We start from the raw sequence: 21,383 nt of genomic DNA, 5'->3' as shown, positions 1-21,383 counted from the left end.
AGATGCAAATGCATTTATATGGAACACAAGCGATTTCTGAAGACGGACATTTAACAATAGGACAAGTAGATACATTAGAGCTTGCAAAAGAATATGGTACGCCATTATTTGTGTACGATACAGCGCTTATTCGTAAGCGAGCACGCGGCTTTATCGATACATTTAAAAAGCTAGGGGTAAAGGCTGAAGTAGCGTATGCTTCCAAAGCATTTGCATGTGTAGCGGTGTATCAATTAGCAGCAGAAGAAAACCTATCCTTGGATGTTGTCTCTGGAGGGGAGCTATTTACAGCATTAAAAGCAGGTTTCCCAACAGAGCGTATTCACTTCCATGGTAATAATAAAAGCATTGCAGAATTGGAGCTAGCCTTTGACTCAAAAATTGGCTGTATTGTTGTAGATAACTTCTATGAAATTCAACTTTTAAAAGAAATTGCTGAGCGCCGTCAACAAAAAATGCGTATTTTATTACGTGTCACACCAGGAGTTGAGGCACATACGCATGATTTTATTACGACAGGGCAAGCGGATTCTAAGTTTGGCTTTGACTTAAACAACGGTCAAGCCGATCAAGCATTTGAGCAAACTTTTAAACACGAATACTTACAGCTTTTAGGCTTACACTGCCATATTGGCTCTCAAATTTTCGATACAGCTGGCTTTGGCTTAGCAGGTGAAAAACTAATCGACAAGATTTCTGATTGGAACAAGACTCACGGTTTTACGTGTACTGTGTTAAACTTAGGTGGGGGCTTCGGTATTCGCTATACAGAAGAAGATGCACCGCTTGAGCCACAAGTGTATGTAGAGGACATGATTACTGTTGTGAAAAATAAAGCAACTGTACTTGGACTAACAATGCCAGAAATCTGGATTGAACCAGGCCGTTCACTTGTTGGTGATGCAGGAACATCACTTTATACTATCGGTTCTCAAAAAACAGTACCAGATGTACGTAATTACATTGCAGTTGATGGCGGAATGAGTGATAATATTCGTCCTGCATTATATGATGCAAAATACGAGGCAGTCATCGCTAGTAAAGCCAATGCACCAAAAGAAGCAACGTACACTGTAGCTGGAAAACTTTGTGAATCGGGCGATAAATTGATTATCGATGCAAAATTACAAGAGGCAGCTTCTGGTGATGTACTAGCAATCTTCTGTACAGGGGCATATGGCTACTCGATGGCAAGCAACTACAACCGTGTAACACGTCCAGCAGTGGTATTTGTAGAAAATGGACAGCATCAATTAGCGATTAAACGTGAAAGTTACGAAGATATTGTACAAAATGATCTCCCGCTAACGTTAAAAAAGGGTGAATAAATTTGAGAAAAAACAAATGGGTATTATTGGCATCTATGACGACATTTATTTTGTTGTGGGGCGTTGTCTATTGGGTGTTAGCGTCGCAAGGTATTCTCGGCCCTGGTTCGTAAGACAGAAAATTGGCTTGCGGTAATAGTACAAATCGTGTAGGATAGTCAAAGATTATGTACAGCTAGAAAAAGAGGGAATAGACAAATATGTTAATTCGATATAAAAAAGCTTTCGAGAAAATAGCAATGGGGCTACTCTCGTTTATGCCTAACGAAAAAGACATAAAAAAGCTCACAGAGACAATCCAATCCTATGAAAATGATGATAATTGGGTATTATACTTATGGAAAAAGAACGATGAATACGTTGGTATCGTCGGGCTTGTAACAGACAATCACACAGCAACAATTCAGCACGTTTCTGTAGTTCCTTCTTACAGAGGAGAAGGCGTAGCAAAGGAAATGCTACAAGAAGTGGCAGAACTTGGCCAATACGAACAATTGCGTGCAACGGATGAAACGCGTGAATTTGTTAGCAAATGTATACAATGTAATGAAGAAAAAGCAGACGAAAGTTAACGTCTGCTTTTTCTTTGTTTGCTTTCTTGTCGTTCAGCAAGAATATGTGAGCGATCACGTAGCATATGTTTATGAAGAAGATAGTTAGGGTTGCTTTCCGGTAAAAGCTGTATGCGAGCTGTTACTAAATTTTGTAAAGTAGGTGTCAGCGGTAATTGAAAAGCTTGAAAGGACTTGCCCATTTGAATATGGCTAAGTGTTTCGGTTAATTGTAATAGTAGTTTTGTGTAGTCGATTTCGTTAAAAAACACATGGCCTTTATTGACTTGAAAATTAGTGAGTGCTTTATGTAAGATTTTGAAAGCACCAGTTGCGTTGCCACGACGCCAATGATATAATCCTGTCGCTAGTTGAACATAGCCAACAAGAGGATGCTTTTTATTGCCGGGCGCAATGTCTTTCCAATATTCCTCAAGCACTTCATGGCATTCAAAAAAATCCCCATTGCCATTGAAATAGGCACAGTAATCAATAAATAAAGTATGGTGCTGTGGATGCATTTTGAACTCCTTTCCACTATACTAAAAGAACATTGAATATCAGGGTGGTAAAATAATGTCTTATGAAGTAAAGTTAGAAGCCTTTTCAGGTCCTCTGGATCTATTATTGCATTTAATTCACAGATTGGAAATTGATATCTATGATATTCCAATGGCTGAAATTACGCAACAATATATTGATCATATCCATGCGATGCAGGTGCTTGAATTAAATGAGGCGAGTGAGTATTTAGTGATGGCGGCAACACTTTTGGCTATTAAGAGCCGAATGCTATTACCAATACATGAAGGAGAGCTAGAAGATGCGGAAATCGAAATCGATGGCCCTGACCCTCGTGAAGAACTGGTACAACGTTTAATAGAGTATAAAAAATATAAAGAAGCGGCAAGTAATCTACAAGAGCTTGAAACAGATAGAGCACAGGTATTTACAAGACCACCTTCAGATTTATCGGAATTAGCACCTGATGAACAGATGGCGTTATTCGATATGAACGTCAATATTTATGATATGCTTGGCGCCTTCCAGAAGCTGATGCGCCGAAAAAAATTAAAGAAGCCATTGAAAACAACTGTCACGAGGCAGGAGCGCTCAGTAAAGGAGCAAATGCGTTCTGTTGTGAATTCTTTACGTTTAACAGGTGGACGTGCATCATTTTTCGAGCTTTTTCCTTATGAAGATAAACCAACACTTATTTTAACGTTTCTGTCACTGCTTGAACTGATGAAACGTCAAATTGTCATTGTAGAGCAAGATGGTAATTTTGAAGAACTAACGGTCACATTACAGAAGGAGGAATGGGATGATGACGAAGACAATAATCCTACAGAGTAGAATTGAAGCTTTATTATTTGTTGTAGGAGATGATGGCTTAACAATTAAGCAATTAGCACAGCTACTTGGTGAAGCAGAAGAAGTAGTTGCGCCCGCAATGGAGGCACTGCGTGTAGCATTTGACGAAGATGATACTAGAGGAATTACAATAAAGGAAATCGCAGGTGTTTACCAGTTAATTACAAAACCACAATTAGCAGATACGATTCAAAAATTAGTAGAAAATCCAACTGCGCAATCATTGTCTCAGGCTTCTTTAGAAGTGTTGGCCATTGTGGCGTATAAACAGCCCATTACACGGGTAGCCATCGAAGATTTACGTGGTGTCAAATGTGAACGACCACTGCAAACGCTCGCTTCAAGAGGGCTAGTGAAAGAAGTAGGACGTTCTGAGGGGACAGGTCGTGCGATTTTATATGGCACAACGAAGGAGTTCTTAAACTACTTCGGATTAAATAGTATTGAAGAAATGCCTCCATTACCTGAGGAGGACAATGGTGAAGCAGAACAAGAAACAGATTTATTTATGACTAAATTCCAAGAAACGTTTAATGGCGTTAAGTAATCAAAAGAAAAGTGCTATGTGCTTTCCTTTTAATTTTCATAGTTCTACTTATCTATCACTTAAAATAAGGAGTGGCTTGTTGCTACGGTTACGACGATTAATGGTGTTCATGATAGCTGTGGGAATCTTAACTATCCCACAAAATGGTTTAGCAAGAGGCGGAAGTGGGTATGTCGTGCTTGACGGTGAGACAGGTCGAGTATTATCAGGTTCTAATAGTGATGCGAGGCTCCCCATTGCGAGCTTAACAAAAATTTGGACAGCTCTCGTCGCGATTGAAAATAGTGATCTTCAAGATGAAGTCATTATTTCTCCTAAAGCTGCAATGGCTGAAGGCTCTTCCATTTATTTGCAAGCGGGCGAGACGGTGACGGTTGAAACGTTATTATATGGTTTAATGTTACGGTCAGGTAATGATGCTGCGACAGCATTAGCAGAGCATGCAGGCGGTTCGGTAGAAGGCTTTGTCAAATTAATGAATGAAAGAGCTGTGATTGCGGGACTTACCAATACAGTTTTTATGAACCCGTCAGGTTTGCATCACGACGAGCATTTGTCTTCTGCAAGAGATACAGCTGAAATGCTAAGAATCGCACTTCAAAACAAAACCTTTGAGAAAATTGCATCTACCGTCCTTTATCGTGCCAATACAGTAAATGGTATACTATGGGAAAATAAGCATCGTCTATTGCGGGAAGGTTCGGGTGTCGCAGTTGAAGTAGATGATGAGACGGAGCAACCTGTAAGCTCATTAAAATCGGCAACGGGAACAGCTTTTGCAGGAAAGACTGGTTTTACAAAGGTAGCAGGACGAACGTTAGCAACCGCTTTTCAAAAAGACGGGCAAACATGTATAGTTGTGACGTTAAATGAATCGGATGATTGGAATGTTCACAGAGGCTTAGCGAATGAAGTATGGCAAAACTATAATATGGAGACGGTTGTGAAAAAGGGAAAATATAATGTCAATGATAAATTGGCTATCCGATTAGAGCAACCAATTCAATTGCAATTAAATAAAGAGGAAAAAAAGATTGCAAGGCAAGTACTGCAAATTTCTAGAAAAAGAAAGGAAGCAGTATTGTCGATTTTTCTAGGGGAAGAGCGAATTTATGCTATACCCGTTAAAGTAGAATCAGCGGATCGTTAAAAGCGATGCGCTGATTTTTATTTATGCTATATATTCTAGATGTAAAAAAGAATTTTATATTTATCGTAATTAGTGTAAAATTATGTTAGTTAAATTGTAAAAGCATGGTGGCAAGGAGGGACAATTATGGCTACTACTAAAGTGAATCGAAAGCACAATCAAATAGCAGTCATTATTGTTTTATTTTTATCAAGTTTTATCGCTCCGTTTATTTTGCTATTTCCCATTCAAGAGCTGCTTTATCGACCGAACGACTATTACCTTTTCGAGACTACTTTTAAAGCGTATATTATATTAATGATTGCTTTAATTGGCATGGCGATGGTTCTTTTGGTAAATATAATCATTGTCCCAAAAACAAAAAAGGGTAGAAATATACAACGGGCGATTGTCGGCACATCTTGGTTGCTCGTCCTTTTATTTTTATTTTTATGTATTAATCATTATCAAATAATGGATGAAAAAGGGCTCCATATGAATGCATTTTTTAGTGTGCAAGAAGATTTGACAAGCTGGGAAGAAATCATTAAAGCAGAACAAACAAACGTGCAAAAAGATGGTGTGACGAAACCAGATAAGTTGATTTTTACGTTGCATGACGGCTCGACAATTGAACAATCTTTAACAGCTAAGTTAGTAAAGGCAAAACCATTTATCAATCTTGAATTAAGTAAAAATGGCGTTACCATAGAAAATGTATATCAATAAAAAAAGCTACCTAAAAGGGTAGCTTTTTTTAGGGTGCCAGACACCGAAACAAATACGAATGTTCAGAATTTTTTGGGTGTCAGGCACCTTTTTTTAAAATTTGGTGGTTTGGTCTATATTAGAAATAAATCGAAAAATAGCTAGGTTATTTTATGTAGTGCTAAGACAATTAAATGAGAAACTAGCAAATAATACACTATTTAGAATAATCGTATTACTAGTGCGGAATGAGTTTCTCTTTTATATTGCACAAAAGTATGACATAATTTTCACAGATTGACGGGAAAAATAACCTTCAAAAGGTTACATTTTTAACTAGAGGTGAAACAATGGAAAGATTACAAAAAGTGATTGCATATGCAGGTGTCGCTTCAAGGCGTAAAGCTGAGCAATTGATTGTAGAAGGTAAAGTAAAGGTAAACGGCGTTGTTGTACGTGAACTTGGAACGAAGGTATCCAACTCGGATACAATTGAAGTAGAAGGTGTAAAACTTGAGAAAGAAGATAAAGTTTACTACTTACTATATAAACCACGTGGAACAATTTCGGCAGTAACGGATGATAAAGGACGCAAAACTGTCACAGATTTATTTAAACATATTCCGCAACGTATTTTCCCTGTTGGTCGTCTAGATTATGATACATCTGGATTATTATTACTGACAAATGATGGAGAGTTTTCCTATATGTTAACGCATCCAAAATTTAAAATTGACAAAACATACATTGCACGTGTTAAAGGTGTGCCAACAATTGAGGGCTTAAAAAAGCTACAACGTGGTATTCAATTAGAAGATGGCAAAACAGCACCAGCAAAAGTAAGTATGACTTCCTTTGATGAGCAGGCGGGCAAGGCGATTTGTGAAATTACAATACACGAAGGGCGAAATCGTCAAGTACGTCGTATGTTTGAGGCAATCGGTACGCCGGTTGTCAAACTAAAGCGTGAACGTTTTGCATTTTTAGATTTATATGGTCTAACACCAGGAGAATATCGTGAATTGTCGAAACATGAAGTCAAGCAACTGCGCGTGTTAGCTGAAACTGGGCAAATCTGCTAAACGAATAACAACATGGAAAATGTATATACCGCTATACGTATGGTGGGTTTTTCACTTTCCTCGTGTGAAAACGTTCATAAATCATTCATAATTAATAACTAAGCGAATTTGTATCATTTTGCTATAATAGGTGAGAATAGTACACCTGTTTTAATTTTATCTAGCAGGCGCGTAAACAAAGTAAGTCTCGGGGGAGAGATAACAGATATTTCTTAAGTGGAAGTGAAATATCGACAAATACCCTCGAGGCGTATTTGAGTAGGGGGTTTATTAACTTGGAGAAAAAGAAAAAACGTCTCGTAACCCGCACTATTATTTTAGCCATCTTAGCGATCGCAATTGGGTATACCGTATACGGGACAGCGACAAAGGAAAAGGTAGAGTTAGTAGCTGTTGGCTCTGAAGCACCGAACTTCACGTTAGTAGATTTAAATGGCGAGAAACACAAACTGTCTGATTATAGAGGACAGGGGGTATTTTTGAATTTCTGGGGAACTTGGTGTAAACCATGTGAGAAGGAAATGCCTGCAATGAATAGCCAATACCAAGTTTTCAAGGATTTAGGTGTACAGACATTGGCTGTCAACATTGCACAAACGGATTTAGAAGTACAAAATTTTGTTGATAAGTACGGTCTTACATTTCCTGTTGTAATTGACAAAACAAAAAGTGTAATGACTGCTTACAATGTTGGCAATTTACCTGCAACAGTTTTAATTGATCCGGACGGTAAGGTAGTGAAGATTACTACTGGAGAAATGACGGAGGCGACAATCGCTTCTTACATGGAATTAATAAAGCCAAAATGAGGGGTAATAGACGATGGAGAATATTATTTGTGCTTGTGGACATAGTAATCCGTTTGGCACGAAGCTCTGTGAGAAATGCGGTCGTCCTTTAACCGAAGAAGAAAAGCAAAATAAAGTTGTCGACATGCGGTATGATGGTACGGCTATTCGCTCAAAAACGTACAACAAATCAATTGTCGACAAAATTTGGAATTTTTTCTCAAGTGTTAAAGTAGGGATAGCATTAATTATTATTACATTAATAGCAGCTTCAATAGGAACGTTACTACCGCAAGAGTTTTACGTAAAAGCTTCTGATATGGAAAAGGGAGCCTATTACGAGGATGTTTATGGTTTTGTGGGGAAAATCTATTATACATTAGGGCTGTCTGATTTATATAGCTCTTGGTGGTTCCAAATTTTAGTTGGAATGCTTGCGGTATCCATTATTGTTGCCAGTCTTGACCGTGGGATACCACTTTATAAATCATTGAAAAATCAACGTGTTAAGCGCCATGAAAGTTTTTTAAAGCGCCAACGTATTGTTGCAGAAGGACAAGTAACAGCAAGTCCTGAAGAGACGCTTAGTAAAGTTGAAAAGAAAATGACTGAAATGAAATACATTGTTCGTCGAGACGGCAGTGCTTTGTTAGCTGAAAAAGGCCGCTTCTCTCGTTACGGTCCGTACATAAATCATGTAGGCCTCATTATCTTTTTAACTGGGGTAATGTTGCGTTTAGTTCCTGGTTTCTATGTCGACGAATCGATATGGGTACGTGAAGGTGAAACACGTGCAATTACTGGCATGGACGGTTATTTTATTGAAAATCGAGACTTTATTTTAGAAACACATGATAATACACCACAAGGTGAACAGCTAAAGCAAGGTGTTAACGTCGTTGCGAAAAACTTCCAAACGGATATTACGTTATATAAGCAACCTGAAGACGCAATTGCAGGTGATACGGAAAATCTAGAAAAGGTGAGAGATTATTCAATTCGAGTGAATCATCCTTTAAAAGAATCAGGCTATGCACTATATCAAATGGATTATCGCTTAAATGAATTGAAGCAAATGAATTTCCAACTGGTAAATAAATCAACGGAGCAATCACTTGGTAAAGTAGGAATTGATTTAACAAACCCTAAAAAAGAATACGATTTAGGAAATGGTGTATCTGTTAAATTACTTGTTTACACACCAGACTTCTCTGGGTTTGAAAATGGTGTACCGCAAACAGCGACGTCAGTTCCTAATAATCCAGCATTTCTATTTAAAATGACGACACCAGAAACACCAGAGGGTGAAACTAGCTTCGTTGCGATTAAACAAACATTAGAACCACTAGGTGAAAACCAATACAAAATGATGTTTGAAAGTGTGGAAACACGCGATATGTCTGGCATTACAATACGTAAAGATAGCACAATCCCAATTTTATTTGTTGGTGGTATTATTTTCATGATCGGCGTTGCAATCGGATCATATTGGAATCACCGTCGACTTTGGTTACAAGTAGAGCCTGATGGCCATGTGCTGATGGCTGCTCATGTCAATAAAAATATGTTCAGCATGAAAAAAGATTTAGATGCCGTGACTGCATTTGCTGGCCTACCGCAATATAAGGATCAGTTAGAGTCGTCTGAAGAAGGTGAAGAGTCCACAAAAAAGGAAGGTGACAACACCTTATGAGTTTGATTGACTTAAGTGGAAATCTATTATTTGTTGCATTCTTAGCCTATCTAGTAGCTACTTTACTATTTGGCGGCGCCATTAAACAATCCAATGCTTCTGGCAAAAACACAGATAAATGGGGTAAACTGGCAATTGTCGTAACAATTATAGGTTTCCTTTCGCAAATTGGTTATTTTATTACACGTTGGGTTCACACAGGTCACGCACCTGTTAGTAATATGTTTGAATTTACGACTGCTTTCGGGATGTTTATTGTTGGTGCATTTATTTTAATTTACTTTATTTATCGCCTAACAGCGCTTGGTTTAGTGGCGTTACCTGTAGCGTTATTAATCATTGCCTATGCATCAATGTTCCCGACAGAAGTAAGTCCATTAGTACCGTCATTGCAAAGTCATTGGTTAACAATTCACGTTATTACGGCTGCAATGGGGCAATCGATTTTAGCGATTAGTGCAGTTGCAGGTTTAATTTATTTATTAAAAGTTGTAGATCTAAACAAACCTTCAAAGCAACGTTTCTGGCTTGAAGCAGTTATGTACTGCTTAGTCGTTGTGCTTGGCTTTGTTATTGTGTCATCTACATTTAGTGCGATGGATTATGAATCGAAATACACATATATCGATAAAGAAGGTATGTCTCGCCAAATTACTTATAATTTGCCACCTATTTTTGGGATGAATGAGTATGAGGTAGTGGAAGAACATGGCATGTCTCCATTAGTAGAAATGCCTGCACTGATTAATGCGAAAAAATTAACAACGGTCGTGTGGTCATTATTAATAGGCTCATTACTATACTTATTCATTCGCCTTATTGCACGTCGTCGCATAAGCGCGATATTCCAACCGCTTGTTAAACGTGTAAATCTCCAATTACTGGATGAAGTCGGTTATCGTTCTGTTATTATTGGTTTCCCAGTATTTACATTAGGTGCACTCATTTTTGCGATGATTTGGGCACAACTTGCATGGAGTCGTTTCTGGGGTTGGGACCCGAAAGAAGTATGGGCCCTGATTACATGGTTATTCTATGCAGCATTCCTACATCTACGTTTATCTAAGGGCTGGGAAGGTGAAAAATCTGCTTGGTTAGCATTAATTGGCTTTGGTATTATATTATTTAACCTTATTGCCGTTAACTTAATTCTTGCAGGTTTACACTCCTACGCGTAACAGGGGAACGAAAAGCCTTTTCGCTGCTGCGAAAGGGCTTTCTTTTCTTTTCAAGTCGTAGCGTACCATGTACAATAGAAGGGTAGAGAAAGATCGGAAGAGAGGGATCGTGAAAGTGTCAGAAAATATTTCAGTTTTAGTAGTAGACGACGAGGATCGTATTCGACGCTTATTAAAAATGTATTTGGAGCGCGAAGGGTATCAAGTTGACGAAGCAGAGAATGGTGAAGAAGCGATCGAAAAATCTTTAGAAAAAGAGTACCACTGTATTTTACTAGATATTATGATGCCTGAAAAAGATGGGCTTGAGGTATGTGCAGAAATTCGCGAAAGAGCTGCAACGCCAATTATTTTATTAACTGCAAAAGGCGAGGAAGCAAACCGTGTACAAGGCTTCGAGCTTGGAGCAGATGATTATATTGTAAAGCCATTTAGTCCTCGTGAGGTGGTTCTACGCGTAAAAGCTATTTTACGTCGTTCACAAGCATTTTCACCTACGACAAATGCATCGTCATCAAAAGATTTAGTTGTATTCCAACATTTGATGATTGACCATGATGCGCACCGTGTAACAGCGGAAGGTATCGAAGTGAATTTAACACCAAAAGAGTATGAATTATTGTACTTCCTTGCAAAATCTCCAGACAAAGTATTTGACCGTGAACAATTACTAAAAGAGGTTTGGCATTATGATTTCTTTGGAGACCTACGAACAGTCGATACCCATGTGAAGCGTCTACGTGAGAAGCTGAATCGTGTATCAGAGAACGCAGCGAAAATGATTGTCACTGTTTGGGGCGTTGGCTACAAATTTGAGGTTGTCAATGAATAGAATATGGAACAGTGTTGTCGGGAAGCTATGGGTAACCATATTGCTTCTCGTTTCATTTGTATTATTTGTTTTCACGGTTTTAATGCTCGAATTTCTTCAAAACTATCATATGCAGCAAGCAGAGATTTCGCTGCGTCAAACGGCTGCAACAATAGCGAGTATAGTGGATGACAATGAGACGGCAGAATCGACTTCGCAACTCCTGACAGATATTTTACCTGAGGGTACAAATGCACTTATCGCCATAAATCATTTAGAAGTCTCATTTGCGCTGCAAGAAGGCGTCAACAAGAAAGAAATTCAAGATGAAATTTTAGCGAATAAATCCTTCCATGAAATTTTCCAATCAGATGAACCCATTATAAAGGAAATGATGATGCCATCTTCAACAGATCAAGGAAAAATGGAATCCTATGTCGTGCTAGGGTTTCCACTAAATGTGGAAAATGAAGTGCATGGCGCTGTATTTATTTATCAAAGTCCAGATGCGTTACATAAAACATCGAAAGAGACGACCAAAATTGTCTTTTTAGCGGCATTTATTGCGTTTGTGTTAACGACATTTTTTGCATTTTTCTTATCATCCCGTATTACATCCCCATTACGTAAAATGCGTGAGCTAGCTTTTGAAATTGCAAAAGGGAATTTCGAGGCAAAAATGCCGACAACGCAAAATGATGAAATCGGCCAGCTAGCTGTTGCGTTCAATCAAATGGGGCGTCAGCTAAAGCATAACTTAGAAGTAATTAATCAAGAAAATGAGCAATTGTCCAATATTTTAACATCCATGACAGATGCCGTTATAACGTTTAACCGTGATCGAACAATTTTACTGAGCAACCCACCAGCGGAACGTTTAATGCAAAAATGGTTTGTTAATAAAGGCTCGCAAAGCGCAAAGCCTATTCCACCTGAACTCTATCATATGCTCGATCATGTACTAATGTTTGAAGATAAGTTAGAAGAAGAAATAGAAATGGATGGAAATTATTATACATTTACGATTAGCCCGCTCTATAGTGGGGAATTAATTCGTGGAGCAGTTGCTGTAATCCGTGATATGACAGAGCAGCATCGTTTAGAAAAGCTACGTTCTGATTTTATTGCCAATGTATCACATGAACTACGTACACCGATTTCCATGCTACAAGGCTATTCTGAGGCATTAATGGATGATGATTTTATTCAAGATCAAGAAGAACGTAATGAAATCACGAAAATTATTTATGATGAATCGAAGCGTATGGGACGTTTAGTAACCGATTTATTGGATTTAGCGCGAATGGAATCAGGACATATGACACTGTACAAAGATGAAGTACCGATTAATTCCACATTTGAACGTATTACGCAAAAATTTGCTCAAGTGGCAAAAGAAAAACACGTGCAACTTTTATTTAATAGTGAGTTTGATAATGATGCCCGCATCAGTATGGATGAGGATCGTATCGAACAAGTGTTAACAAATTTAGTAGATAATGCACTGCGTCATACAGACGAAGGTTCTGTCATTGTCAAGATAGAGCAAGAGCCAACCTTTGCCAAAATATCTGTTCAGGATACAGGACATGGGATTCCACAGGAAGATTTACCATATGTCTTTGAACGTTTTTATAAAGCGGATAAAGCACGGACACGTTCTAAAGGCGGAACGGGTTTAGGGCTTGCAATTGCTCGAAATATTGTCAAGGCGCACTCTGGCAATATTATGGTCGATAGTGTGTTAAAAGAGGGCACAACTTTTACTTTCTATTTACCATTCGAATAAGTTTATGAAGAAGTCCTTGTAGCTGGTGCCATCTGACAATGCTCTTTCATGCTTCCACGGGTCATTGGTATAGTTAGAACTAGCTGAACTAGTTGGCAACAATACCAATACCTGTTAGGGGCTATACGTCGGCTTGTGCTCGGGTTTAGACACATAGCAAAATTAAGACCAAAATATTATTTAAATGTAACTTGTGCGAGTGTTAGACGACAAATACTATGAGAACGGGGGTGGAGTGCTTTGAATGACTCCGTGTTCCATCGACTATACGATGCATACCATCAAGACGTGTTCCAGTTTCTTATTTATCTAGTAAAAAATCGCACACTTGCTGAGGACCTTGCACATGAGGTTTATGTCCGTGTGCTGCGATCTTATGAACAATTTGCAGGGAATAGCAGTGAAAAAACTTGGCTTTTTGCTATTGCTAAAAATGTCGCAATTGATCATTTTCGAAAGCAGGCTGTGCGCCAAAAACATTCACTCGATTTTTTTGACTGGGAAACGGAACAATTACATTCAACCACACCATCACCGGAAGATGTGCTACAGGCCAGTGATGAATTAAAGCAGATAGAGTTTGCACTTGAAAATTGTACAGGGGATCAAAAAATGGTTATTATTATGCGCTATTTCCAAGATTTGTCGATTACTGAAACTGCGCAAATACTTGATTGGACAGAGGCAAAGGTTAAAACGACGCAACATCGAGCCATTAAGTTTTTAAGGCAACATCTACAACAGGTTAGGGAACAGGAGGCGAAAAGGCAATGACGCATAAACAATTTGACGATGAACAACTTGAACAAATGTTGAACAATGCCCCTAAGCTTACTGACCACCGCTCGAAAGACGAAGTGTTAAAAAGATTGCTTGCTGATGCACGTTTACAAGACAATATACATCTTCAAGAGGCGATACAACCAGTAGCTGAGGCAAAAGAACAACAAGCGCAATCATTGCCTGCTCAAGAAAATACTAAACCTATAAAACGACGCAAGAGTAGGTGGCCTATTTTAAGTAGTGTTGCTGCAATTTTTGTCCTATCACTAGCAGGGTACATCTATGTATCGAACAATTCTTCCGTAAAGGATGAAGCAAACGCCCCAATCGAAAATTATTCTTCTGTGCAGGAGGATCGGTCGGTCACAGAAAGTGAAAATGCAGATGCAGATAGTGTAATGAAAGCGAATATTGGTGCTGAGCATGCTCGTATCCTATCGTTGCGGACATCTGTTTACGAAGATGATTTAGTCGATGCAGTCGTTTTCAGAATTGGATTACCTGGTGGTAAGGCTGATAGCATACCAATGACCTATATTATTCCGAACAAAAAAATAACTGCTGATTTTGGGAAGAAGAAGCCAACAACTTTACAAATGTATGAAAAATACGCACCTCAAATTGATGAAGAAGCAATGGGTTTAACAGACTATCATCCGTACAAAGGTGAGTTAAAAGAAGAAGGTAAAACGCTTGTGCACGTATTACCAGAAGAAAATGATTATGATGTAGCTTCGGCTTCTGTCACGAAATATTTAAACTCGTTAAAAGATACTTTTTCCGAGTCCGAATATAAAGCCATTGCCATTAAACAGGCAGATGGTTCTGATTACGAGTTTTCGCAAGCAGAAGAGCCGAGTGAGCCTATAGCGCTAACAAAAGATAATCATTACAATTATTATTTATATACAGAGGGAAACGGGACTGAATATTTATCGCCTGATTTCCATCAAACGTATCCTACTGTGACAGAGGCTCTACTGGCGATGCGAGACAAAAAGGATGATGTTTATGTGCCAGTTGTTCCGGAAAATGTCACATACACTGTAAAAGAAGAAGAAGATGGGGTTGTGGTCACATTTGACGCACCACTTGATTTAACGACAATGGATGCCGTACGGGCAACACAATTAATCGAGGCGATGATGTTGACTGCGTCAAGCTTTGATAAAAAGATACGTTTAGATAACATTGTCCAGGAAAGTTGGGAAGGCTTTGATTTAACAAAGTTTTTACCCATGCCTGTAGGTGCCAATAAACAAATGATGCCATAATATAGAAAACAGCTATCAGATAGTAGATAGCTGTTTTTTTAATGGAAATACCGCGGGTAAAGCACCTTGATTCGCGGGTAAATGATAATAAATCGCGGGTAAGTGACTTTGTTCCGAGGATAAGCTACTCCATTATTTCTCACAAAGTGCTTGATTTATTAAACCATACAAATTTAATCGGATTATTTTAAGCAGAAGTATTTACTTTTATGTGATAAAACATTATAGTTAGTTTATAAAATAATATTGATTCATCTTCGGGGCAGGGTGAAAATCCCGACCGGCGGTAATAGAGTTGTAAATCGCTAGTGTAGTAGTAAGCTACAGTAGCTCGCATGATTTACTAGATGGCTCTTCAGCCCGCGACCTGTGCAAAGATTTTTTTGCATGGCTGACTTGGTGTAATTCCAAGGCCGACAGTATAGTCTGGATGGGAGAAGATGGAGGTACGATCGTCATTCGTTGTTACGAATTAAGCTATGTGCGAACGTTTTTTTAGTGTGTCTTTAAATGCACGCTATGCACAAAAAATAGCTAGTAATGGCGTTATTTACTCATGCCTTTTCTCCCTTATGCTGATTTGCATAAGGGTTTTTTCGTGAAAAACAATCGATTACGTCGTAACCTTTCTTCTTGCAAGATTGAATCAGCAAAGAGGAGAGAGTTTTCAATGAAGAAAAATGTCAAACTGCAATCGTTTATTACGATTGGTATGCTGAGTAGTATTTCATTTTTATTAATGTTATTTAATTTCCCGATTCCACCGTTCCCAGCCTTTTTGGAAGTGGATTTCAGTGATATGCCTGCCTTACTTGCAGCCATCACGATGGGCCCAGTAGCAGGTATTTTAGTAGAGCTATTTAAAAATGTTTTAGATTGGATTTTCTCTGGTACGCCAACAGGAGTGCCAGTTGGTCATATTGCAAACTTTGTAACAGGCATATTATTTATTTTGCCAGTATCATTTATTTTTAACCGTTTTAAAACGATTGGAGGTCTTGTTGGAGGATTAGCAACAGGAACGATTGTGATGGCGGTTGGCATGAGCTTGTTAAATATCGCAGTATTTTTACCGATGTACACTTATTTCTTAGGTATGGAGCCAGTCGTTGGCGATTCATTGTACACAATGATTGTTGCAGGCATTTTACCATTTAATATCGTGAAAGGTGTGTTATTAACGGCGATTATGGCATTGTTATTCACAACGATGCGCAAATGGATCAACCAACAACGCACAATGTATTTATCGAAATAAGCGTAAAAAAGTATGATTTAGGATAGTGTTCAAGTAATGACACCTTATTAGACTGTTATGTCTAGGAGGTGTTTTTTTGTTGCTTAAATTTGCAATTTCAGATGTACTTTCCAAAAAAGAACTACAAAATTTAAGTAGAAATACATTAAAAGGTTATGCAATATCGACTCACATGGAAGAATATCGAAAGAAAGTACCAGCAAACCATAGTGACTTTTTACAGGTGAATTTAGTATGAGGGAAGTAAAAGTTATTATCCGAGGTCATTAGGTTAAAATAACAAAAAATTACGAGGGGAATGAAAAAATGTATGATATTTACCATTGGTTTAGGTATTGAAGCTGTTATTGGGATAATTGTCAACGCAATAACTTGAAGCGAATTGCTACTTAAATTAGTCAAGTTTAGATAATAAATTTGCTCAATCTCCCGCAAATTTCGACAATACCTTTGATTTTTGTGGGAGATTTCTTTTAAATAAGTATACTACTTTATTCGCATCTCGGAGGTGCCAGGTCAGTTATATGCTTTATTCGATTACAGGCGTACAGTTCTAATGAAAATATCATATCTTCTATTAATCCAAAGAAAAAACAATTGCTCTACCACTAAAACTGCTAAAGAACCTGTCTTCAAATACTATACTATTTGTTTCTCCCCAAAGAGAGGGATCTCTAAAACAAATTAGTCTTCCTTTAGAGGTATGAATTCGACCACATACTACTACCAAATGTCCCCCTTTGCTTCCGTTTTTAGGGAACTTTGGAGCGATAGAACATATTACTGGACCCTTTGTTACAAGCAAGTTTTCAAGTTGTTTACCGCTTTTAACAACTATAGGCTTACCCTTCACCCCATACATTTCTCCTAAATCGGCTAAACCTTGGTGTAACCATCCCTTCGAAATATAATACTTTCTTTTTAAACCTTCTTTAAGTAATTCTAATTGGGTTGGTACAGGTATTTTATAATGAGATATAACCATTCGTAAACACGCCAACCCACAACATCTATCGCTCCAATAGTCATGACTTCTTTCTTCAATAAGTAATCCCTTTGGCCAGTCATTCATACAAAACTTTTGACTATAACGAGGTATATAAAGAGAATAATTCATTAAATTATTTTCACAATCGTTATTATGTGATTGAATGTTTAGTTCCATATTTTATTCACGTCCAATAATTTTCTTGTTATATCTCAAATAAATTAAAAGATATTACTAGCGTTACATTAAATTAACTATACTTTAAAGAAAAAAAATATTCAATCATTTTATTATGTATAAAAAAGGTCCTTTATAATGGATAAAATCAGGTGGTAACCTGTCCAAATCCACTAATAAAGGACCAAAATTATGGTTAAGTTTATACGAAAAACTCCATCTGGAAATGGTTTTCAAGGATAAATCTTCAATTAAGAATAAAACAAAAAACACTCCTAGAAAACTGTTAATGAGCGTATGAAGGTGTGATGCCATAAGATTCTAGACATCATAGTAAATCAACACTTGTATATGAAGTTAATGTCATAACTTTGTGTTACATTTCTTCTGTTTAATTATAATGTTCGCTTAAATTCGACGCTAAAGACTAAAACGTTATATGTTAGGAAATGTATCTATTTAAATTTACTTTTATACTATAATCTTTTTATCAGTACTGATATTTCATACAAATTTTTACATTCTTGAATAGAATAATTAAGATGCGATTTGTTACGAAATTTAAAGAACCCGTTTTCAAAATTTAGATATAATAAATTCTAAATGAAATGTGGTAGTAATTGTTTTAAAAGGGAATAACTATATAGTAAAAATGCCATTAAATTTTATTGTAAGTGAAGTGAAAGGAGGAGATTTATGAATAATTTTATCAAGGGAGCTATTTATGCAGTTCTTTCGAGTATAGGATATGGGATTATGCCAATTTTTACAGTTAAAGCCTATGAATATGGTGTGACAGTGTATACTTTACTTTTTTTAAGATTCGGATTAAGTTCTATCATCTTTTTCCTTTTCTTCCTTGTGAAAGGTACAAATATAAGAATCGGTAAACATGAGGTGAAAAATCTTTTTATACTAGGTGGTATACTATTCACACTTTTATCTATTTTCCATTTTGAATCATTAAAATATATATCATCATCTATGGCAGTCTTGCTCTTATATTGTTTTCCTTTACTAGTTTGTATCATCTCTTATTTTTTATATAAAGAAAAATTAAGTATAGGATCAATACTAGCTTTAGTAGCAACTTTCATTAGCATGATTTATTTACTTGGAGTTTCATTAGATAAAATGAATGTCTATGGAATAGTCTTATCCCTTCTTGCAGCTTTGATCTTTGCAATATATATGATTGTGGGGAAAAGAGTAACTATTAATAATTCACCAGTAATAATAAGTGCCTATACAGCACTATTTGCAACTTTTGGCGTTTTCATAATTGGTGTAGTGAAGCAAGATATCTCTTTAAATTTTAATAACCAAGCATGGATACACATTATTAGTATTGTGATTTTTTCAACTATTTTTGCTGAAATTACATTTTTTAAGTCGCTGGAATTGTTGAGTTCTTCTAACGTTTCGATGATTAGCATGGTAGAACCTGTATTTACTACTTTATTTGCTCTTGTTTTTTTAAATGAACGATTACAATTTTCACAACTTACTGGAGGAATGTTCGTTTTAATTAGTTTAGTCGTTTTAGTTTATTCTCAAAATAAGAGCATAAAAAAACCAGCAATAAATCGGACCCTAATTCAAAACGAACATATATAAATCAAAAGCGACTGCAACTCCATCATCTTTTAGTGATGATGATACAAAACCCATGATTAAAAGGAGAGATATAAATGAACACATTAGAGTTAGATACAAAGGAAAGTTATTGGAGTGCTGCTTTAAAAGAATTTGAACTTAAATCAAAAGTAACTTTAGGTACTTTTAAAAATAATGGATTTAAATTGGTAAACGATACATTTTTTTTAGATAAAAAAATTATGCAATCACTTTCACAATTTGCTGATACTTATAATGTCAATGTAAATTCTATTTTATATTCAGCCTGGGGATTATTACTTCACAACTATAATGATACAGATTATGTTGTATTTGGTACAAGTACAACAGAAGGTAAAGTTCTACCGTTTTGTGTTAAAACTGATTTTGATATTACATCTATAAAATATATTAGACAAATTGAGAATGAATTAGAATTGATAAAATTATACAAAAATGTAACAGAAGAAGAAATTTTTTCTTATAATCAACTGGATTTAAAAAGTGGTTTATTTGGTTCAATATTTTCGAGTGGTGAATCAAAAGCTGTTTTGTCAGAATATTTAGAAGAAAATGAGATTGAGATGTGTTTTGAAATAGATTTTTCGTTAAAATGTAGTATTTCCTACAACGATAATTTATTTGATAATTATGCAATATCTAAATTGAAAGAACATTTTTTTAATTTAGTATCTGAACTTACCTTAAATTCACATACTAAATTAGAGGATATTGCTATTCTTTCAAAAAAAGAAAAAAATCAAGTATTGTATGAATTTAATAATAAATCGATTAATTATGATATTACTAAAACTGTCGATGACTTTTTTGAAATGCAGGTTAAAAAAAATCCCAATAAAGTAGCTTTAATTTGTAAGGATAAAAGTTTTACATACGATGAACTTAATAAGAAATCCAATCAATTAGCTTTTTTACTACGTCAAAAAGGCGTTAAACCAGAAAAATTAGTAGGATTAGTAGTAGATCGATCCGAAGATTTAATTATTGGTATATTGGCGATTCTTAAAGCTGGCGGAGCTTATCTTCCTGTCGATCCAGCTTACCCATTACAACGTATTAATTATATGTATGAACAAGCGGAAATTGATTTACTATTAACACATAGTCATTTAAATATAGATTTGTCATTTCCTTGTGAAAAAATATATCTAGATAATTATCCTTTAAATCAATATCCAACTGACAATTTAGATAGATTACATAATGCAGAAAATCTAATCTATACGTTATATACTTCTGGTTCAACAGGGCAACCAAAAGGAGTTACTGTTGAGCATAGAAATGTTGTAGGATACTATCATAGTTTTATAGATGAATTTAAATTAACTGAAAATGATATTATGTTGCAGCAATCAACAGTATCATTTGATATTTCTGTAGAAGAAATTTTTCCTATTTTACTAACTGGCGGAACTTTGGTTATAGCATGTAAAGATGAAGTAGCCTCTATAGAAAAGCTTTTAATTGTAATGAGAAATAATAAAGTTACCATGATTAGCGGATTCCCTTTATTATTGAATGAATTAAACAAATATCCTCCTGTAGAATCGGTTCACACAATGATTAGTGGTGGAGACGTTCTAAGAAAAGAATATATAAACAATTTAATTGATAAAGTTAAGATATATAATACTTATGGTCCGTCAGAGACAACTGTTTGTATCTCGTATTATGAAGTAACAAGTGCGAGAATACAAAGTGGCATTCCAACCGGTAAACCTATCGCTAACTATAAAGTATATATTTTAGATAAAAATCGAAAACCAGTTCCTATTGGAGTTCCAGGAGAAGTGTGTATTTCAGGTGTTGGTGTTTCCCGTGGATATTTGAATCGCCCTGATTTAACAAGTGAGCGCTTTGTAAAAAATCCATTCATACCGAATGAGAAAATGTATATTTCTGGAGATTTAGCAAGGTGGTCACCAGATGGGAATATTGAGTTTTTAGGTAGGATTGATAATCAAATAAAAATTTGTGGACGAAGAACTGAACCAGGTGAAGTGGAAGAAAAACTTCTAGAGCATCCAAATGTTACAGAAGCGTGTGTTATAGCTAGAGAAAACAAAGATAAAAATAAATATTTAACTGCTTATATAGTAATAAATGAAACTATTTCTGCTACAGATTTGAAAGAATATTTATATAAATTTTTACCAGACTTTATGGTACCATCCTATTATGTTGTATTAGATAAATTACCAATAAATATAAATGGAAAAATTGATAAAAATAATTTAGCTATTATTCTAAATTAAATTTACTTATTTATCTAGAGTAAGTCAGAAAT

20 protein-coding genes and 1 riboswitch are annotated in these 21,383 nt (G+C 36.2%); of the genes, 18 read left to right on the top strand and 2 right to left on the bottom strand.

Annotated features, from left to right (window positions below; all coding sequences use genetic code 11):
- Window positions 1-8: 8 nt before the first annotated feature.
- Together lysA and LS41612_RS16695 are read left to right on the top strand one after the other, a co-directional pair.
- Entirely contained in the window at window positions 9-1,328 is a 1,320-nt protein-coding gene (lysA, locus tag LS41612_RS16700) for a diaminopimelate decarboxylase (RefSeq protein WP_024361499.1), read from the top strand.
- Between the two features lie 200 nt (window positions 1,329-1,528).
- On the top strand, window positions 1,529-1,900 hold the full coding sequence (locus LS41612_RS16695; RefSeq protein ID WP_024361498.1) for a GNAT family N-acetyltransferase: 372 nt from the start codon (window positions 1,529-1,531) through the stop codon (window positions 1,898-1,900).
- Here LS41612_RS16695 and LS41612_RS16690 read toward each other — a convergent pair.
- Window positions 1,897-2,400, bottom strand: coding sequence for a DUF309 domain-containing protein (locus tag LS41612_RS16690; RefSeq protein WP_024361497.1), 504 nt, complete (start codon window positions 2,398-2,400; stop codon window positions 1,897-1,899). The genes LS41612_RS16695 and LS41612_RS16690 overlap by 4 nt on opposite strands.
- Before the next feature lie 55 nt (window positions 2,401-2,455).
- Here LS41612_RS16690 and LS41612_RS16685 point away from each other — a divergent pair, with 55 nt between their 5' ends.
- From LS41612_RS16685 to LS41612_RS23200, 14 genes are all read left to right on the top strand, one after another.
- On the top strand, window positions 2,456-3,235 hold the full coding sequence (locus LS41612_RS16685) for a segregation/condensation protein A (protein ID WP_024361496.1): 780 nt from the start codon (window positions 2,456-2,458) through the stop codon (window positions 3,233-3,235).
- Window positions 3,207-3,800 carry an SMC-Scp complex subunit ScpB gene (scpB, locus tag LS41612_RS16680; protein WP_024361495.1) on the top strand — a complete coding sequence of 198 codons (594 nt, stop codon included), beginning with the start codon at window positions 3,207-3,209 and terminating at the stop codon, window positions 3,798-3,800. The genes LS41612_RS16685 and scpB overlap by 29 nt, the downstream gene beginning before the upstream one ends.
- 79 nt (window positions 3,801-3,879) lie before the next feature.
- On the top strand, window positions 3,880-4,950 hold the full coding sequence (locus LS41612_RS16675; RefSeq protein WP_024361494.1) for a D-alanyl-D-alanine carboxypeptidase family protein: 1,071 nt from the start codon (window positions 3,880-3,882) through the stop codon (window positions 4,948-4,950).
- A gap of 126 nt (window positions 4,951-5,076) precedes the next feature.
- Window positions 5,077-5,658, top strand: a complete 582-nt coding sequence (locus tag LS41612_RS16670; RefSeq protein ID WP_024361493.1) for a hypothetical protein — start codon at window positions 5,077-5,079, stop codon at window positions 5,656-5,658.
- 329 nt (window positions 5,659-5,987) lie between these two features.
- On the top strand, window positions 5,988-6,719 hold the full coding sequence (locus tag LS41612_RS16665) for a pseudouridine synthase (RefSeq protein ID WP_024361492.1): 732 nt from the start codon (window positions 5,988-5,990) through the stop codon (window positions 6,717-6,719).
- A gap of 275 nt (window positions 6,720-6,994) precedes the next feature.
- Window positions 6,995-7,528, top strand: coding sequence for a thiol-disulfide oxidoreductase ResA (gene resA, locus LS41612_RS16660; RefSeq protein ID WP_024361491.1), 534 nt, complete (start codon window positions 6,995-6,997; stop codon window positions 7,526-7,528).
- Between the two features lie 13 nt (window positions 7,529-7,541).
- The gene (resB, locus tag LS41612_RS16655) at window positions 7,542-9,200 is read left to right on the top strand and encodes a cytochrome c biogenesis protein ResB (RefSeq protein ID WP_024361490.1); all 1,659 of its coding nucleotides are present in this window, start codon (window positions 7,542-7,544) and stop codon (window positions 9,198-9,200) included.
- Window positions 9,197-10,378 (top strand): c-type cytochrome biogenesis protein CcsB, encoded by a 1,182-nt coding sequence (gene ccsB / locus LS41612_RS16650; protein ID WP_024361489.1) that lies wholly within the window; start codon window positions 9,197-9,199, stop codon window positions 10,376-10,378. Before resB ends, ccsB begins: the two co-directional genes overlap by 4 nt.
- A gap of 115 nt (window positions 10,379-10,493) precedes the next feature.
- Window positions 10,494-11,210: a response regulator transcription factor gene (locus LS41612_RS16645; RefSeq protein WP_024361488.1), complete on the top strand. Its 717-nt coding sequence runs from the start codon at window positions 10,494-10,496 to the stop codon at window positions 11,208-11,210.
- Window positions 11,203-12,978 (top strand): ATP-binding protein, encoded by a 1,776-nt coding sequence (locus LS41612_RS16640; protein ID WP_024361487.1) that lies wholly within the window; start codon window positions 11,203-11,205, stop codon window positions 12,976-12,978. Before LS41612_RS16645 ends, LS41612_RS16640 begins: the two co-directional genes overlap by 8 nt.
- A 240-nt stretch (window positions 12,979-13,218) precedes the next feature.
- On the top strand, window positions 13,219-13,752 hold the full coding sequence (gene sigX / locus LS41612_RS16635) for an RNA polymerase sigma factor SigX (protein ID WP_024361486.1): 534 nt from the start codon (window positions 13,219-13,221) through the stop codon (window positions 13,750-13,752).
- The gene (locus LS41612_RS16630; protein WP_024361485.1) at window positions 13,749-15,035 is read left to right on the top strand and encodes a hypothetical protein; all 1,287 of its coding nucleotides are present in this window, start codon (window positions 13,749-13,751) and stop codon (window positions 15,033-15,035) included. Before sigX ends, LS41612_RS16630 begins: the two co-directional genes overlap by 4 nt.
- 249 nt (window positions 15,036-15,284) lie before the next feature.
- A riboswitch (FMN riboswitch) is annotated at window positions 15,285-15,481 on the top strand.
- A 224-nt stretch (window positions 15,482-15,705) separates the two neighbouring features.
- Window positions 15,706-16,293 (top strand): ECF transporter S component, encoded by a 588-nt coding sequence (locus tag LS41612_RS16625; RefSeq protein ID WP_024361484.1) that lies wholly within the window; start codon window positions 15,706-15,708, stop codon window positions 16,291-16,293.
- Window positions 16,294-16,369: 76 nt separating this feature from the next.
- A complete protein-coding gene (locus LS41612_RS23200; protein WP_158694865.1) occupies window positions 16,370-16,531 on the top strand; it encodes a hypothetical protein in 162 nt (53 codons plus the stop codon).
- A 339-nt stretch (window positions 16,532-16,870) separates the two neighbouring features.
- Here LS41612_RS23200 and LS41612_RS16620 read toward each other — a convergent pair whose 3' ends face one another.
- Complete coding sequence (locus LS41612_RS16620; protein WP_024361483.1) at window positions 16,871-17,458, bottom strand: C39 family peptidase; 588 nt, start codon at window positions 17,456-17,458, stop codon at window positions 16,871-16,873.
- Window positions 17,459-18,154: 696 nt separating this feature from the next.
- Between LS41612_RS16620 and LS41612_RS16615 the strand changes: the two genes are divergently transcribed.
- Both LS41612_RS16615 and LS41612_RS16610 read left to right on the top strand, forming a co-directional pair.
- Window positions 18,155-19,075 carry a DMT family transporter gene (locus LS41612_RS16615; RefSeq protein WP_024361482.1) on the top strand — a complete coding sequence of 307 codons (921 nt, stop codon included), beginning with the start codon at window positions 18,155-18,157 and terminating at the stop codon, window positions 19,073-19,075.
- A gap of 74 nt (window positions 19,076-19,149) precedes the next feature.
- Window positions 19,150-21,351 (top strand): non-ribosomal peptide synthetase, encoded by a 2,202-nt coding sequence (locus LS41612_RS16610; protein WP_024361481.1) that lies wholly within the window; start codon window positions 19,150-19,152, stop codon window positions 21,349-21,351.
- Window positions 21,352-21,383: the final 32 nt, after the last annotated feature.

The organism is Lysinibacillus sphaericus, from assembly GCF_002982115.1.
GTDB lineage: Bacteria > Bacillota > Bacilli > Bacillales_A > Planococcaceae > Lysinibacillus > Lysinibacillus sphaericus.
This window is presented reverse-complemented; position numbering and strand designations above follow the sequence as displayed.